Source organism: Pseudomonas sp. PB103 (genome assembly GCF_009764635.1).
Taxonomy (GTDB): Bacteria; Pseudomonadota; Gammaproteobacteria; order Pseudomonadales; family Pseudomonadaceae; genus Aquipseudomonas.
Map to the genome: position 1 here is coordinate 206,519 of NZ_RWIL01000002.1, position 16,052 is coordinate 222,570.

Here is a 16,052-nt window from a genome sequence, read left to right on the forward strand (position 1 = left end):
AGACGTTTTTATGCCAGCCCACACCTTTGCATTTCATCTTTCGCCACGGGGCAAATTGCGCTGGGCGATTGCCAGCCTGTTCTTCGCCGTGCACCTGCCGAGCGCGATGGCCGGCGGCGTCGTGGTCGCACCGGGCCCCGGCGGCACCGCGCAATTGCAAACCCAGGGCGGTGTGCCCATCGTCAACATCGTCGCGCCCAACGGCTCGGGCCTGTCGCATAACCAGTTCCTCGACTACAACGTCGACCGTCAGGGCCTGGTGCTGAACAATGCCTTGCAGGCCGGGCAATCGCAGCTCGCCGGGCAACTGGCGGCCAACCCGCAACTGCAGGGGCAAGCGGCGAGCGTGATCCTCAACGAAGTGATCAGCCGCAACCCGTCGGCCATTAATGGCGCGCAGGAAATTTTCGGCCGTGCTGCCGATTACGTGCTGGCCAACCCTAACGGCATCTCGGTCAATGGCGGCAGTTTCATCAACACGCCGAACGCCAATCTGCTGGTCGGTCGTCCGGAGTTGATCGACGGCAAACTGCAAAGCCTGAACACCCGCGACGCCAGCGGTCAGTTGCAGATTCAGGGCGGCGGTCTGCGTAACGCTGAGGGCTCGATCAACCTGATCGCCCCGCGCATCGACAGCCAGGGCGCAATCAGCGCGCGCGATCAACTGAACCTCACGGTCGGCCGCAATCAGGTCGATTACGCCAGCGGCCAGGTGAAAACCGTGGACCCTGCTGGCAGCACCACTGATCAACGCATCGACGCCAGCCTGTTCGGTGCGATGCAAGCCGGGCGCATCAACATTGTCAGCACCGCCGAAGGTGCCGGTGTGCGCGTGGGGGCGGTGCAAGTCGCCGGTCGTGACGGCGTGCAGATTCGCTCTGCCGGTGACCTCACGGTCAGCGGTGAAGCCGTAGCCAACAGCCTCGACGTCACCCGCGCCGGGATTCGCAGCAGTCAGGGCGATGTCGGCTTGCACAGCGGCAAAGACCTGACCCTGGCGGCCACCGATGTCAGCGGCCGCGACGTTGCGGTCGACGCCAAGCGCAACCTGACCCTGAGCACGGTCGAAAGCCGCAAGCTTCAGGAAAAGCGTGAAAACTGGAACAACAGCACCATCGGCATCACCTGGGAAACCTACGATCGCACCCAGACCGACAGCGAATCGCGCCAGCACGGCAGCCAGATCGTCGCCAGCCGCGACGTCAAGCTGTCGTCCGGCCAAGACACTGAACTGAAAGCGGCCAAAGTCGAAGCGGCGAAGACGCTCGAGGTCAAAAGTGGCGGCGATCTGCGCCTGACCGCCGCCACTGAAAGTCATACGCAGACCGATCAGGGCAATCATCGCAAACACCTGTGGAAAGCCGACTGGAACACCAGCAGCGAAGAACAGCGCAGCGTCACCAGCCAGTTGAAGGGCGGCAACATCGCCCTGCAAACCGCTGGACTGCTGCGCTCCGAAGGCGCTGAGCTGAACAGCTCGGGCGACGTGCAACTGGCCGGCAAACAGGTAGAAATCACCACGGCGACACGAACCAACCGCAGCAGCGACAACCGTTATTCCGGTGACCTGGTCGGCGGTGGTTTCTTCGGCAAGACCGGCGATGCCGACAAAGGCCAGACCCAGCATCAGGGCAGCAAGATCAACGCCGCCGGCAAACTGATCGTCAAGGCTGACGACGTGCGCATCAGCGGCAGCCAGGTGCGCGGTGGCACGGAGGCGAGCGTGATCAGCGACAAGGGCTCGCTGATCATCGACGGCGTGCAGGACACCTCGCACAGCAACAACCACGACAAGGACAGCAAGTTCTTTGGCATCACCAAAGACGAGTCGCGGCAGAACCGCCAGGACAGCACCACGGTGCGCAGCGAACTGGTGTCTGACAGCAACCTCAAGCTCAAGAGCGCCAAGGACATTGAAGTGGCCGGCTCGACGGTCAAGGCTGGCGGTGCGCTGACAGCTGACGCGGCAGGGGATGTCAATGTGCACTCCACGCAGAATACCGCTGACAGCAGCGCCACCACGCAAACCCGTGGCTTCGATGCTTACGCCAAAGAGCAGAGCCCGGAGCAGTATCGCGCCGGCGTGCATTACGAAGACAAGCAGCAAACCGTGACCCGCAACGACGTCACCCAGCAAGGCTCAAACCTCACTGGCGGCAGCGTGCAGGTGAAGGCCGGCGGTGATGTGACGATCAAGGGCGCAGAGGTCAACTCCAGCGCAGGCGATACCACGCTGACCGGCAAAAATGTCTCGTTGCTGGCTGAGCAAGACAGCCATAAAACCTCCACCGAGAACAGCAGCACCGGCGGCGGTTTCTACTACACCGGCGGCCTTGACCGTGCCGGCAGTGGCGTCGATTTTGCCCACAGCACGGCGCAGGACAGCACCGACAAAACCACCGCGCAAACCACCCAGGTGCAGAGCAGCGGTAGCCTGCACATCAATGCCGACAAAGTCACGACCGAGGGGGCGCAACTCAAGGCCGGTAATGGCCTGAATGTCGCCGCCAACGAAGTCGACAACCGTGCAGCCAGCAACACTGAAAGCAGCAGCCATAGCGAGAGCAATTGGTCGGCGGATGTTGGCGCGAATGTCGAGTACAAGGACATCGCCCGGCCGATCGCCGGTGCAGTCAAGGACGTGCTCGCCGGCAAGGTGCCAGACAAAGACGCGTTGGCCAATCTCGGTCAACCGAACGTCGGTATCGATGTTGCGGTGGGCCATGGCAGCGCCAGCAAAACCGAGCAAAACAGCAACGCCGTGGTCAGCCGTTTTGACGGCGGCACTGTCGACGTGAACGTCGCCGGCACGCTGCACGACCAGGGCACGCAGTACAACGCCAGCAACGGCAAAGTGAACATCAGCGCCGACACCCTGGTCGCTGATGCCGCGAGCAACACCCACAGCAGCATCGACAATAAGGTCGACGCCAAGGTCGACGTGCGCGTCTACACCAAAACCGGCGAAGACGTGAACGTTGCCGGCAGCGGCGCGGGTGGCAGCAGTACGTCCAGCAAAGACACGTCCACCGCCGTGGTCGGCGCTTATGCCGGCAGCCAGGGCGTGACCATCAAAGTCGGTGGCGACGGCCAATTCGAAGGCAGCCGTTTCGACGGCGGGCAGGGCGGCGTGAACATCAAGACCGCTGGCGATCTGGCGCTGAATCAGGCCAACGACCGCCAAAGCAGCAGCGATGCCAGCCTGCGCGGCAATGGCTCGCTGACGGTCGGCACCTTGCCGGGCACCGATGGCACCAACGTCGACCTCGGCGCCGGGTTCCAGCTCGATCACAGCGGCAAGCAAACCACTGACACGCAGGCCCATGTGGCAAGTATCAGCGGCAATGGCGTGCAGTTGCGCAGCGGCGGCAATCAGGTCCAGCAAGGCACGCAGATCGACAGCGCGGGTGCTATCGACTTGCACGCCGACGGCAAGCTCGATCTGCAAGCGGCCACCGCCACGCACAACGCCACCGGCAGCAATCTGGGCGGTGGCCTGAAGGGCGGCGGCAGCAAAACCAGCAGCGAGAAGAGCCGTGATCAGGGCGGCAATCTCAGTGGCAATTTCAACATCGGCCAGATCAATGAGCATTCGCAAACCCTCAGCGGTGGGCAGCTCAATGCTTCGGGCGGTATCGCGTTGAGTGGCGATGCGGTGTACCTGCAAGGCACCCAGGTCAGCGCGCCAAACGTCAGCATCGATGCGCAGAAGGGTGGTTACGTGCAGGAGTCGGCGCAGTCGACCGACAGCCGCAATAACTGGAATGTCGCGCTGAATGCCGGCGGTAACCTCAGCAGCAAGAAACCGACCGCTGCTGATGAGCAAGCAAGCAGCGATCACGGCTTCAATGCCGGGGCCAAGGTTGGTGTCGATTACTCGCAAGGCACCACCCAGCAGAACAGCCAGATCAAGGCTGACACCGTGGTGCTCAACAGTGGCGGTGATGCACAACTGGCGGGCGCGCGCATCGAGGCGAAAAAAGTCAGCGGCCACGTCGCTGGCGATCTGACTGTCGAGAGCCGTCAGGACAGCCGCAACCAGGCCAAAGTCGAGGTCGACCTGGGCCTGACCGCGAAGAAAAATCCACCGGGCGACAAAGAAAAACTCGCCGGCACCGATTACAAACCGACACTGAAAGCGCAGGGTGAATACGCGCACAAGGACAGCGTTACGCAGGCGTCCGGCCTCAGTGGCAGCCAAGGTGTGAACCTGGCAGTGGGCGGCGCTACGCAGTTGACCGGCGCGCGGATTTCGTCGGCTGACGGCAAGGTTGATCTGGGCGGCTCCAAGGTCAGCAACACCGAGCTGAACAACCGTGACTTCGGGGTAAAAGCGGGGCTGGACCTGCCACACAAAACCGAGGAAAACGTGCCCAGGGTTTCCCTTGAAAACGGCAACCTGAAAGTCGGTCCGGTCACCCTCAGTGGGCACCTGGACAGCCAGACCCTGCAGGCCGGTATCGACCACAAAGGCTAAAGGACCACCGTCAAACCTGAAGGTGTGAGCCTGCTCGCGATCGCGTTATTTCAGCCAAGCCATTGGGCTCTGAAATACCGCGAAGACGAGCAGGCTCGCGCCTTTTTTATTTCGTCCTCATGCCTTCAACGGAATATTTCGCATCGTGACCAGCGCGGTCGCGCAGAGTGTTTCCTTGCCTTCTTTCACCGCAAACAAATCGGCAGCCGCCACCGTGGTGTTGTGCGAGGCGTTGATCACGCGTCCTCGTGCCAGCAGCTTTTCACCGTCGGCGGGGGCGATCAGTTTGACGGTGAAATCGGTAGTCATGTTGATCCAGCCGGGGGGCAGCAGGGTGCCTGCGGCCGAACCACCGGCGAAGTCAGCCAGGGCGCCGATGATGCCGCCCTGGAAGTAGCCGTTGTGCTGGGTGAGTTCCTTGCGCGTGGGCTGCTCGATTTCACAGTGGCCGGGTTTGAGGAAGTTGTAATGGAAACCCAGCAGTTTTGCCGCCGGCATACTGAGTACGGCGAATTGAACATGTTTGTCGAAATCAGGGTTGCTTGCAGTGAAATCTTCCATGGTCTTTATCCTTAACGTCTGCATTGATGAACGACACTAACCGAGCCATCGCTCGAGTGTTTTATCCATGTACTGAGCGCGTATTGCGTTGCGCATGATTTTGCCGCTGCTGGTTTTCAGCAGTTTCCCCGGCATCAGTAAAACGATGTCGTAGGGCGTTATTTCATTGTTCACCACCACGGCCTGACGGATCAGCGGGATAACGTCGTCGGCAAGCATTTTCTTGCGCCACTCCCGGCGCACTTCTTGAACAATGATCAACTTGTCCTCAGCGTCGGGCAGCGAAAATACCGCGCAAGCAGAATGCTCCAGGCCTTGGTGTGCGGACCACACGTTGTGCTCGATGTCCTGGGGGTAATAGTTCTTGCCGCGAATAATGACCATGTCTTTTATTCGCCCCGTTACATATAGCTCCCCCTGGTGAATAAAACCAAGGTCGGCGGTACGTAAATAGGTCGGTTGAATACCGTCTGATAACCGGTTGGAGAAGGTTTCAGCGGTGAGCGATTCACGCTGCCAGTAGCCCCGCGCAACATGCGCGCCGGCTATCCAGATCTCGCCAATGGCCCGCGGTGCACAGGCGCCTCCGCTGACGGGGTCAACGATCGCGATATGTGTGCCCGGCAACGCTGCGCCTGAGCTCACCAGCGTTTGGCTGAAGGGCGAATCGCTGGGCACAACCTTGCCCTCGCGCAGCGCCGGCCCGTCGACATTGAGGGTCTTCACGCCGGTTCCCTTGATGCCGCCCGCCGCTTGTAACGTGCATTCGGCCAGGCCATAACACGGATACATGGCTGCCGAATCAAAGCCAAATCGCTGGAAGGCCGTTGCGAACGCTTGCAGCGTCTCGATGCGAATGGGCTCGGCGCCGTTGAACGCCAGTTGCCAGCTGCGCAGATCCAGTTCGATGTCCGGCTCACGTTCCAGCGCTTTGACACATGCACCAAAAGCAAAGTTGGGCCCGCCGCTGGTGCGCGCCTGATACAGGGAAATCGCCTGAAGCCAACGCAGTGGCCAGCGCATGAAGGTGACGGGCGACATCAGCACACTGGTGGCGCCAACGTACAGCGGCTGCAATATATTTCCGATCAGGCCCTGGTCGTGGTAATGCGGCACCCAACCGACGACGGTAGAGTCGGGGTCGTGGCCGAACGCCTGGCGAATCATCGCCTGATTGGCAACGATATTGGCGTGCGTGACCATCACGCCTTTGGGCGCGGACGTTGAGCCTGAGGTGTATTGAATAAACGCCAGGTCCTGCGCCTCCACGCTCGGCCATGGCGCCGTCAGGTCCGGCGGTTGCGCGTCTGGCCAGTGGTCCATTTCGAGCCACAACGGCGATGGTTGCTGCTCGGGATCCTTGAGCGCACTGCTCAAGGCCTTGAGGGTAATGATCAGGCGCGGCGAGCAGTCATCGATGATGCCTTGCAGGGTGCGTTGCGAGCGCTTCTTGTTGGGCGGGCACAGGGGAACGGCGACGACACCCGCGTACAGGCAGCCGAGAAACGCGACGATGAAATCCAGCCCGGCGGGGAAGATCAATAACGCCCGGTCACCTTTTTGCGTGGTTTGTAACAGCCGCCCGGCAAATTGCCTCGCCTGGTTTCTCAGCTCGGCGAAGGTCAGCTGTGTTTCCGGCGCGAGTTTTTCTGACAGAAAAATATACGCCGGTTTATCCGGGCATTGCTCGTTATGGCGTTCGAGGCAGTCGGTCATCACGCGAAACTTTTGCATTCAGCCCTCCGGGTGCCGTCAGCGTTCAGCGCGTGATGAATGATGTCGACCAACGCTTGGGGTTGCGAGGAATGGAAGAAGTGGTCGCCACTCAATTCATGGAAATGGAAGGCGCCCGTGGTGCGTTCGCGCCAGGCCATCAGCTCAGCACTTTCAACCACCGGGTCGTGGGTGGCGTAGATGGCCGTGATCGGGCAATTCAGTCTGCGCGCCGGCTCAAAGTCATAACGCTCTACCAGGGCGAGGTCGCTGCGGATGACCGGCAACAGTGCATTCAACATTCGGTTGTTGTTGCCGATCGCGGCCGGAACGCCGCCGTAGGCGATCAGCTCGCCAAGAAACGCCGGATCGGACAAGGTGTGGATCGGCGCGAGTCGAGCGGCCAACTGCGGCGCGCGTCGGCCCGACACAAACACGTGCGCAACCTGGTGCGGATTAACCAGTGAAAGCTTGCAGGCCACCTCATAAGCCAATATCGCCCCCATGCTATGACCATAAAACGCCAGTGGTTGACGTTCGTGGCACAGCTGTTCAGCGATTTTCGCCGACAGGCTGTCGACATCGTTAAACCGGGCGCGATGCGCAGGGCTGTCGAAGCAGGCGAGTTTGATTCTTCGAACGGAATCGGCGAGACGCGATCCCCATCCGTTGTACGTGGCGTTACTGCCGCCGGCATGAGGGAAACAGATCAGCGAACGTATCGGTGTGTGCATTTCAACCTGCCTGAGCGCGTCATACAAACTGGACATCGAGGGAGGACAGGCTGCGAACGATGAAACTGCCTGCCTGCCACGACGGCTTTTCGTCACGACGCACCCAGCGCGGCCCGTCCAGTAATCGTTGCAGCACGGTCTGCATCTGCCGCTCGGCCAATAACGCGCCGAGGCAACCGTGCATGCCGTAGCCGAAGGCGAGATGGCCTTTGGTCTTGCGCTCGATGTCGAAGCGCTCGGCCCCGGCAAAGACCTGTTCATCCCGGTTGGCGGAACCCAGGCACAGCAGAATCTGATCACCGGCCTTGATGGTCTGGCCATCCAGGAGCAGGTCCTTGGTGGCGAAGCGTTTGGTGTGTTGCAGCGGCGTTTCGAAGCGCAGCACCTCTTGCACACAACCGGCAATCAGCGCCGGTCGGTCTTGCAGCAACTGCAATTGATCAGGCTGTTCAAGCAAGGCATGAATGCCGTTGCCGATCAGACTTTTAGTGGTTTCATTGCCGGCAACGAAACACATGATGCAGACGAAGATCAGCTCTTCGTCGGTCAGGCGGTCGCCGTCGATTTCCAGGGCCAGCAGTTGACTGATCAGATCCTGTTTCGGGTTGCGCTTGCGTTCGGCGATCACGCCGGACAGATAGGCCATGTATTCATCGAGCACCTGGCTGACTTTTTCGAAGTCGTCTTTGACCATCAATCCCGGTTCCAGAAGGAAGCGGATGGCATGGGTCCAGGTATCGATGGTCGCGTGCATTTCAGCCGGTAAGCCGATCCATTCGCACATCACGCGAAGCGGCAAGGGCTGCGCCAAGCCCGCGATGATGTCCATGCCGCCGTGCTTGTAAGCGTCTTGCAGCAGCGCTTGAGTTATCACTTCAATCGAGCCTTGCAAGCCGTCGATGGCCACGGCCGAGAAAGCAATGTTCATCATCTTTCGCAAACGATGATGGTCGGGGTTCTCGGTGAAGACGATTGATTTGTAGGCCAGTCGCTGAAACGGCGCGTTGTCGCGACCAAACCGCGCCGCCTGGTTATCGACCTGTCTGGGAATGATGCTGGCGTTGCAGCTGCGGTCACGCAGGATGCTCATGACGTCGGCATGCCGGGTGACGACCCACATCCCGAGCACTTTGTGCAGCGGGTTCAGCTCGCGTAATTGACGGTAAACCGCGTACGGCGTCTCACGAAATTCAGCGGAAAAAGGATTGAAACGCGGCAATTGCGGCGGTTTGCCGGAGGACAACAGTTGGCCCTGAGCACCATCAGACATCGTGAGGTTCCTTCCACCAGATGGATTATCGAATGGCTTGCAGTTGCAGTCTCAGCAGTTGGATCTTGCCGAACTGAAATCCATAAGCCGACATCTTCAGATAGCGCAGATAACGCGCCACAATCGCCTCGCCGACGCGTTGTGTCGCCACGGCTTTGTTGGCGGACAAGCGGCGATACCATTCTTCACAGGTTCTTGCGTAATCCAGCCGGCCGTTGTCGACCCGTTGGATTTCGAAAATGCCTTCCGCCGCTTTGGCGATCTCCGCCAGGGTCGGCAGATCGGCATTGGGAAATATGTCTTCGTTGAAAAAACGGCTGGCCTGGTCCCGGGACATCGCCCCGTAAGCGATGGTCTGCAGCGACAGTCTTCCTTCGGGTTTCAACCAGTCACGACAGGCCGTGAAGAAACGCCGGTAAATGGCAATTTTTTCCTCCACGCTGTCGGCGGGAGAGGCGAAGTGCTCGAACGCGCCGATGGAAATGATCCCGTCAAACGGTTCGGCGGGGGCGTACTCCTGCCAGTTTTTGATCTCCACAGAGACTTTCGAATAGGCCTGGCTGTGGACATAGGCCGCTTGTTCATCGCTGAGCGTCAAACCCGCGGCGTGCTTGATGTTGGGCAACTTCTCCAGGGCCGCCAGAACACCGCCCCAGCCACAGCCGATATCAAGCACCGATTGCAGGTTTTTCGCGCCTATCGCTTCAAGGTGATAGTCGATTTTTTGCGTTTGCGCGCTTTCCAGCGTTTCACTGTCGGCCCACACGGCGCAGGAATAGGACAGCGTCGGATCGAGCCAGAGCTCAAAAAAGTCGTTGCCGACATCGTAGTGATGACGTATCGCTTTCGACTCTTGTTGCAATCGATGTTCGGCGGTCAGGTCGTTCATTTTCCCGACTTCCCGGCGCCAGCGATGATCAGTTCGGCGACCGCTGTGATGTTGGGGTTATCGAACAATTCTTCTGCGGAAATTTCCACGCCGTATTCCTGTTCGATCTCAATCAGCAACGACACGGCCAGAGACGAGTCGAGTCCCAACTCGCTGAAGTCTTTATCTTCGTCAATAGTGCTGCCGGGCGCATTGAGCAGTTGGCTGATCTGGCCTTTGCACCATTGGATAGCCAGTTCTTTTGTGATCGGAGCAGATTCATAGGCGGTCATGATCGAGTGTTCCTTATTGTTGGGTTTGGACGTTTCTTTTTTTGCGACTGGTTCTGCGCTGCACGGTGGGCACGCGTAGATCCCAGGTCAGCCCCACCAGGCTCAAGCCACGGATAAACCAGTAGCCGGGATCGAAGGCCGCCCATTGCAGCCCGAAAGAAGGTGATTCGGGAAAGGCATGGTGGTTGTTGTGCCACGACTCGCCAAAGGTGAATAAGCCGAACAGGCCACCATTGCGGCTGTGGTCTCTGGATTGATAGGGGCGGGTGCCGAAGCGGTGCAGCAAGGAGTTGATGGACCAGATGATGTGGCCGACGACAAACATTCTGACCGCGCCGCCCCACAGGAAACCGCTCACCACGCCCCACAACGACTGGCTCAGCAGGCCGCCGAGGATGGCCGGGGCGACGAGCCCGAGAATCACCCAGGTGTAGTAATGCCGCGCGGTCTTGGCAATGAGCGGATCACGGATCAGGTCCGGCGCGTAGTAGGCGACGTTGGGGTAGTCGTGTTCTTTCATCCAGGTGAAGTGCGAGTGCACCAGCCCTTTGATCAGGCCTTTGAAACCGGGGCCTTGCAGGTTGGGCGAGTGCGGATCTCCCGGCTGATCACTCAATTCGTGGTGACGCCGATGCATGGCGACCCACGACAGCAGGGCGCCTTGCCCGGCCATCGAACCGAGGATTGTCAGGGCCACAGCGACGGCAGGCCTGGCCTTGAATGAACGGTGCGTGAAATACCGGTGGTAACCGACACTGACACCGATTCCGGTCAACGCCCAGAAGGCGATAAACAGTCCGATATCGACGCCACTGACCGGAATATAAAACGCCATTATTCCCGCCAGGATGACACCCAGTACGGGAAGCACATCGAACATTAAAAAATGCTTGCGTTGCAGTCGATGGAAATACGGGCTGCTGATCGCTTTGCGTTTTACATCTTTGGTTTGGCTTTTATCTTGCGGAATCTGATCCAGCTCGGGTAAACGCGCAGCACTGTCCATCGTCAATCGCTCCGTGACAAATCGTATATACGCTAGAGGTGACCGTTACTCTCGTTATGGACAGTAACGGCGCTGTCGCCTCAACTGACGACTAGAAAAGACGCGCTGGCCCGCACCACTCGCTCTTCGCCAACGCTGATATAACTATTGGCGAACACCAGGCGGCTGCCGGTCTTTTGAATGTCAACGCTGGCTTCCAGCCAGTCGCCGATCTTGGCCGAGCCGGCAAAGTCGGTGGTGAGTGTCGTGGTGACGAGTTTGAGCGGGGGATTTTTCGAGAAAGCGGTGTTGTAGCCCAAGGCAACATCCGCCAGCGCCATGAACAACCCGCCATGGGCGAGTCCGCGCGCATTGGTGTGTTTTTCTTCTACACGAATGCCAATGGTCAAGCCTTCGGCATCTTTGCGATAAAAGAACGGACCGAGCAGATCGAGGAAGGGGCTGGTTCGGAACAACGGTTCGAAACTGTGCGGAATATCCATTTCGCGCTCCTTTTTATTTTAATAAGCACATGGTTTTTATATTTTTCTGGATCACGGTAATGCGCAGGCTAATAGCCTGTTGATTGTTCAGGGAAGAAGTCGGCGACGAACTGCAGTGCGCAACGCCGGCGATCTGGCGAGTGGACGATTGATAGCGCTGAGCAGGCTTTGGTCTATGGACAGACCACGACGAAGAACGATAGCGGCGGCGTCATAGCGAGCGCCTGCCAAGCTGATCGATCCTCTGTTGAGCGGGGCGACGGTCATTTTATCGTCCATGATATTAAGCAGTCGCATGAACGTAGCAGCGGATCCGGGCTTGTCAAATCGGTTTGCCTGTTGTTTTTTAGCGTTGAAAGCGCGACCGCTCTAACTCAGGTGCAAGGCGATCATTTCTGAATGCGACAGTCGCCACCAGGCTGGAATGATTTGCCGGGCTTAATAGGAAGCATTACTATTCACGCCCCTTTCCTCAGCACACCGCCCAATCCCCCATGCGTCCCCGCAGACCCGGCTTTTTCGAGCATTACGAAGAGTTGATCGGCACCTGGACCCGGCGCCTGCGCAATCGCGCGCAGGCCGAGGATCTGGCGCACGACACTTTTGTGCGGGTGCTCGAATCCGATTCGGCGGCGGTGCAGCAACCCCGGGCGTATTTGCACCAGACGGCGCGTAATATCGCGGTCGACGGTTACCGACGTGAGGATCGGCGAGGCGCCATGGAGTCGGAGGCGATCGATCACAGTGCGTCGTCGTCCGGCGACCCGGAGCATTACATGCATGCGATCCAACTGGCCGACTCCATTGAGCGGGCGCTCAGCGAACTGCCGGTCAACTGTCGGAAGATTTTTGTCTGGCAGAAGATCGAAGGGCTGACCCAGGCGGAAATCGCCGATCGCCTGGGGTTGTCCAAGAACATGGTCGAAAAGTATATGATCCGCACCCTGCGGCATTTGCGTGATCGACTCGATGGGTTGCAGTCGTGATGGGGTGTGATGTTGAAAAGATCGCAGCCTTCGGCAGCTCCTACGGGGGGTTGTGTGTCTTTATATTCCCGGCCGGACAGGACATTCCATGATGGATACTCGTGATTGCGCGTGCGGGCAAACCACCGTGCGCGATGACGCGGCGCGCTGGTTTGTGCGTTTGCAGGAGCCGGCCGTGAGTGCCGACGAGCAGCAGCGCTTCGACGCCTGGCTGAATGAGCATCCGCAACATCGCGATGAATTTCAGTTGCTGCAGGGGCTGTGGACAGCGGCTGATTTGTTGCCGGCGCCGCGCCTCAAAGCGCTGGTTGAAACGCCGCCGCCGCGCCGCGAACGGCGGCCGTTATTGCGTTATGCCGTGGCCGCCAGTGTGGTGACGGTGGCACTCGGTCTCGGCCTGTTCAGTGGTTTGAATCACCCGGGCGGTTACAGCGCCGAATTCACCACGGCGTTGGGCGAGCGCAAGCACGTGGCGTTGCCGGACGGTTCGGTGATTGATCTGAACAGTCGCAGCCGCTTGCAGGTGCGTTATGAAAAAGATCGCCGGCTGATCGAATTGAGCGAAGGCGAGGCGATGTTCAGCGTCGAGCACGATACCTCACGGCCGTTCGTGGTCGAGGCGGGCAACGGCAAGGTGACGGTCACCGGCACGCGATTCGATGTGCGTCGCGACGTCACGCAAACCCGCGTGGCGGTGGAGCAGGGCACGGTGAAAGTGCAGGGGCGCAATGCGCCGGACAATGAATTCATAAGTCTGACTGCCGGCCTCGGCACTTACGTTGATGCGCAGGGCAAAGTCGCCGCAGCCTATGCGGTCAACCCAGCGGAACTGACCGCGTGGCGCAGCGGCAAACTGGTATTCAACAATGCCAGCCTCAGCGAAGTAGCCGCCGAAGTGTCACGTTATCGCGAGACGCCGCTGACGGTCAGCAACCCTGCGGTGGCCAGTCTGCGCCTGACCAGCGTGTTCAAATCCGATAACACCGAGGCCTTGCTCAAAGCCTTGCCGAGCATCCTGCCGGTGGCGGTTCGCACCCATGCGGATGGCAGTCAGGAAATAATTTCAAAATAAAATTCAGGTTTTTTTCGAGTTCATCGTCTTCCTGTTCAACTGCAACTGGTTTGCATTAACAGCCGCACACTCTTGCGATCCACAGGACTACGTTCGACGTGAAAACCACCACTGCCCACAATAAAAAATCCCCTTGGTTGCCGCTGGCCCTCGCGCTGGCGGTCAATGCCGCGATGCCGCTGGCGTATGCCGGCGAAGCGATTCATATCCGCGCCCAGCCGTTGGGTCAGGCGCTGAGCGAACTGGGCCAGCAAACCTCGCTGCAAGTGTTTTTCAGCCCTGATCTGGTCGCCGGCAAACAAGCCCCGGCGGTCGATGGCGACATCTCGCCGGAACAAGCGCTGCGCCAGTTGCTGCAAGGCAGCGGTCTCGATTATCAGATCAACGAAGGATCGGTAACGCTGTCGCCCGCTGCGACTTCCGCTGCGACCAACGGCCCGCTGGAACTGGGCGTGACCGACATCAAAGTAGTCGGCGACTGGCTCGGTGATGCCGACGCCGCTGTGGTGCAAAACCACCCCGGCGCGCGCACGGTGATTCGCCGCGAAGCCATGGTCGAGCAAGGGGCGATGAACGTCAGCGACGTGCTCAAGCGTGTGCCGGGCGTGCAGGTGCAGGACAACAACGGTACCGGCGGCAGTGATATTTCCCTCAACGTCGGAGTGCGTGGCCTGACCTCGCGCTTGTCGCCGCGCTCGACTGTCTTGATCGACGGCGTGCCCGCCGCGTTCGCCCCTTACGGCCAGCCGCAACTGTCGATGGCGCCGATTTCATCGGGCAACCTCGACAGCATCGACGTCGTCCGTGGCGCCGGTTCTGTGCGTTATGGGCCGCAAAACGTCGGCGGAGTGATCAACTTCGTCACCCGCGCGATCCCGGAAAAAGCCACCGGTGAAATCGGCACCACCCTGGAAACCACCCAGTACGGCGGCTGGAAACACATCGACACCGCGTTCCTTGGCGGCACCGCCGACAACGGCATGGGCGTGGCGCTGTTGTATTCTGGCGTCAATGGCAACGGTTACCGCGAGCGCAACAACGGCAACGACATCGACGACGTGCTGCTCAAGACCCACTGGGCGCCGACCGATCAGGATGATTTCAGCCTCAACTTCCATTACTACGACGCCAGCGCCGACATGCCCGGCGGTCTGACGCAAAAGCAGTACGACGACAAACCGTACGACTCGGTGCGTGACTACGACCAATTCAGTGGTCGCCGCAAAGACGTGTCGTTCAAGTGGATTCGCCAGATTGACGAGCGCACCCAGGCCGAAGTGCTGACCTACTACACCGACAGTTTTCGCGGCAGCACCATCGCCGCCCGCGACCAGAAAACCCTCAGCTCGTACCCGCGTTCCTACTACACGCTGGGCATCGAACCTCGGGTGTCGCGAGTGTTCGATGTTGGCCCGACCAGTCAGGAAGTCAGCGTCGGTTATCGCTATCTGAAAGAGGCGATGCACGAGCAGTCGAGTCGTCTGGCGCTGGTCAACAACCAGCCGGTGGTAACGCCGACGTCTGACGGCCACGTATTCCAGGATCGCACCGGCGGCACCGAAGCCAACTCGGTTTACGTCGACAACAAAATCGACGTCGGCAACTGGACGATCACCCCGGGGATTCGCTTCGAACACATCAGCACTGACTGGCACGACCGCGCCGTGCTCGACACCGCCGGCAGACGCGTGCCAGAGAAAAACCGCAGCATCGAAAGCAATGAACCGCTGCCGGCGCTGAGCGTGATGTATCACTTGTCGGACGCGTGGAAACTGTTTGCCAACTACGAAACCTCGTTCGGCAGCCTGCAGTATTTCCAGCTCGGCCAGGGCGGTTCGGGTGACAAGACCGCCAACGGCCTGGAGCCGGAAAAGGCCAAGACCTACGAAATCGGCACGCGCTACAACGACGATGTGTGGGGCGGTGAAGTGACGCTGTTCTACATCGACTTCGATGACGAACTGCAATACATCAGCAACGACGTCGGCTGGACCAACCTGGGGGCGACCAAGCATCAGGGCCTTGAAGCGTCGGTGCATTACGACATGGCGGCGCTTGATCCGCGTCTTGACGGTCTGACCGCCAACGCCGGTTTTACTTACACCCGCGCGACTTATGAGGGCGAAATTCCGGGCTTCAAGGGCCGGGATCTGCCGTTCTATTCACGCCAGGTGGCGACCGTCGGTTTGCGTTATGACATCAACCGCTGGACCTACAACATCGACGGTTTCGCCCAGTCGAAACAGCGTTCGCCGGGTACCGGGGTGAATGCCGATGGCAGCTTCAACGGCAACTACATCACCGAAGGCACGGCGGACGGGCAGTACGGCGATATTCCCGGTTACGTGACCTGGAACGTGCGTGGCGGCTATGACTTCGGGCCGCAGGTGTCGAATTTGAAGTTGGGCGCGGGGGTGAAGAATATCTTCGACAAGCAGTACTTCACCCGTTCCAGCGATAACAATTCGGGGATGTACGTGGGCGCGCCAAGGACGTTCTTTGTGCAGGCCAGCGTTGGGTTTTAAAGCGTAAGAGCAAAAGATCGCAGCCTGCGGCAGCTCCTACAGGGAACGCATTCCAATGTAGGAGC

Annotated in this window: 12 protein-coding genes; 4 read left to right on the forward strand and 8 right to left on the reverse strand. The window is 59.6% G+C overall.

Features of this window, described 5'->3' with window-relative positions:
• Positions 1–10 precede the first annotated feature (10 nt).
• Complete coding sequence (locus tag EJA70_RS01035) at positions 11–4,477, forward strand: hemagglutinin repeat-containing protein (protein ID WP_158828997.1); 4,467 nt, start codon at positions 11–13, stop codon at positions 4,475–4,477.
• A gap of 117 nt (positions 4,478–4,594) precedes the next feature.
• Here the strand turns inward: EJA70_RS01035 and EJA70_RS01040 are convergent, their stop codons facing one another.
• The 8 genes from EJA70_RS01040 to EJA70_RS01075 all read right to left on the reverse strand — a co-directional run bounded on the left by EJA70_RS01040 (position 4,595) and on the right by EJA70_RS01075 (position 11,404).
• Positions 4,595–5,038 (reverse strand): PaaI family thioesterase, encoded by a 444-nt coding sequence (locus EJA70_RS01040; RefSeq protein WP_008085372.1) that lies wholly within the window; start codon positions 5,036–5,038, stop codon positions 4,595–4,597.
• 36 nt (positions 5,039–5,074) lie between these two features.
• Positions 5,075–6,772: a fatty acyl-AMP ligase gene (locus EJA70_RS01045; protein ID WP_158828999.1), complete on the reverse strand. Its 1,698-nt coding sequence runs from the start codon at positions 6,770–6,772 to the stop codon at positions 5,075–5,077.
• Positions 6,754–7,512: a thioesterase II family protein gene (locus tag EJA70_RS01050; protein WP_158829001.1), complete on the reverse strand. Its 759-nt coding sequence runs from the start codon at positions 7,510–7,512 to the stop codon at positions 6,754–6,756. Before EJA70_RS01050 ends, EJA70_RS01045 begins: the two co-directional genes overlap by 19 nt.
• Complete coding sequence (locus EJA70_RS01055; protein ID WP_158829003.1) at positions 7,505–8,755, reverse strand: cytochrome P450; 1,251 nt, start codon at positions 8,753–8,755, stop codon at positions 7,505–7,507. Before EJA70_RS01055 ends, EJA70_RS01050 begins: the two co-directional genes overlap by 8 nt.
• A 25-nt stretch (positions 8,756–8,780) precedes the next feature.
• On the reverse strand, positions 8,781–9,644 hold the full coding sequence (locus EJA70_RS01060; protein WP_158829005.1) for a class I SAM-dependent methyltransferase: 864 nt from the start codon (positions 9,642–9,644) through the stop codon (positions 8,781–8,783).
• Positions 9,641–9,916, reverse strand: a complete 276-nt coding sequence (locus EJA70_RS01065) for an acyl carrier protein (RefSeq protein WP_008085377.1) — start codon at positions 9,914–9,916, stop codon at positions 9,641–9,643. The genes EJA70_RS01060 and EJA70_RS01065 overlap by 4 nt, the downstream gene beginning before the upstream one ends.
• A gap of 13 nt (positions 9,917–9,929) precedes the next feature.
• Complete coding sequence (locus EJA70_RS01070; protein ID WP_158829007.1) at positions 9,930–10,922, reverse strand: acyl-CoA desaturase; 993 nt, start codon at positions 10,920–10,922, stop codon at positions 9,930–9,932.
• Positions 10,923–11,002: 80 nt separating this feature from the next.
• Positions 11,003–11,404 carry a PaaI family thioesterase gene (locus EJA70_RS01075; RefSeq protein WP_158829009.1) on the reverse strand — a complete coding sequence of 134 codons (402 nt, stop codon included), beginning with the start codon at positions 11,402–11,404 and terminating at the stop codon, positions 11,003–11,005.
• A gap of 494 nt (positions 11,405–11,898) precedes the next feature.
• Here EJA70_RS01075 and EJA70_RS01080 point away from each other — a divergent pair, with 494 nt between their 5' ends.
• From EJA70_RS01080 to EJA70_RS01090, 3 genes are all read left to right on the forward strand, one after another.
• The gene (locus EJA70_RS01080) at positions 11,899–12,390 is read left to right on the forward strand and encodes a sigma-70 family RNA polymerase sigma factor (RefSeq protein WP_158829011.1); all 492 of its coding nucleotides are present in this window, start codon (positions 11,899–11,901) and stop codon (positions 12,388–12,390) included.
• Between the two features lie 88 nt (positions 12,391–12,478).
• Positions 12,479–13,462 (forward strand): FecR family protein, encoded by a 984-nt coding sequence (locus EJA70_RS01085; RefSeq protein ID WP_158829013.1) that lies wholly within the window; start codon positions 12,479–12,481, stop codon positions 13,460–13,462.
• Between the two features lie 98 nt (positions 13,463–13,560).
• The gene (locus EJA70_RS01090; protein ID WP_158829015.1) at positions 13,561–15,987 is read left to right on the forward strand and encodes a TonB-dependent receptor; all 2,427 of its coding nucleotides are present in this window, start codon (positions 13,561–13,563) and stop codon (positions 15,985–15,987) included.
• Positions 15,988–16,052 lie beyond the last annotated feature (65 nt).

What these genes read in the sequence shown, in the direction of transcription:
- EJA70_RS01075 (WP_158829009.1), bottom strand. Translation starts at nt 11,404, where the DNA reads ATGGATATTCCGCACAGTTTCGAACCGTTGTTCCGAACCAGCCCCTTC.
- EJA70_RS01080 (WP_158829011.1), top strand. Translation starts at nt 11,899, where the DNA reads ATGCGTCCCCGCAGACCCGGCTTTTTCGAGCATTACGAAGAGTTGATC.
- EJA70_RS01085 (WP_158829013.1), top strand. Translation starts at nt 12,479, where the DNA reads ATGATGGATACTCGTGATTGCGCGTGCGGGCAAACCACCGTGCGCGAT.
- EJA70_RS01065 (WP_008085377.1), bottom strand. Translation starts at nt 9,916, where the DNA reads ATGACCGCCTATGAATCTGCTCCGATCACAAAAGAACTGGCTATCCAA.
- EJA70_RS01060 (WP_158829005.1), bottom strand. Translation starts at nt 9,644, where the DNA reads ATGAACGACCTGACCGCCGAACATCGATTGCAACAAGAGTCGAAAGCG.
- EJA70_RS01055 (WP_158829003.1), bottom strand. Translation starts at nt 8,755, where the DNA reads ATGTCTGATGGTGCTCAGGGCCAACTGTTGTCCTCCGGCAAACCGCCG.
- EJA70_RS01070 (WP_158829007.1), bottom strand. Translation starts at nt 10,922, where the DNA reads ATGGACAGTGCTGCGCGTTTACCCGAGCTGGATCAGATTCCGCAAGAT.
- EJA70_RS01040 (WP_008085372.1), bottom strand. Translation starts at nt 5,038, where the DNA reads ATGGAAGATTTCACTGCAAGCAACCCTGATTTCGACAAACATGTTCAA.
- EJA70_RS01045 (WP_158828999.1), bottom strand. Translation starts at nt 6,772, where the DNA reads ATGCAAAAGTTTCGCGTGATGACCGACTGCCTCGAACGCCATAACGAG.
- EJA70_RS01035 (WP_158828997.1), top strand. Translation starts at nt 11, where the DNA reads ATGCCAGCCCACACCTTTGCATTTCATCTTTCGCCACGGGGCAAATTG.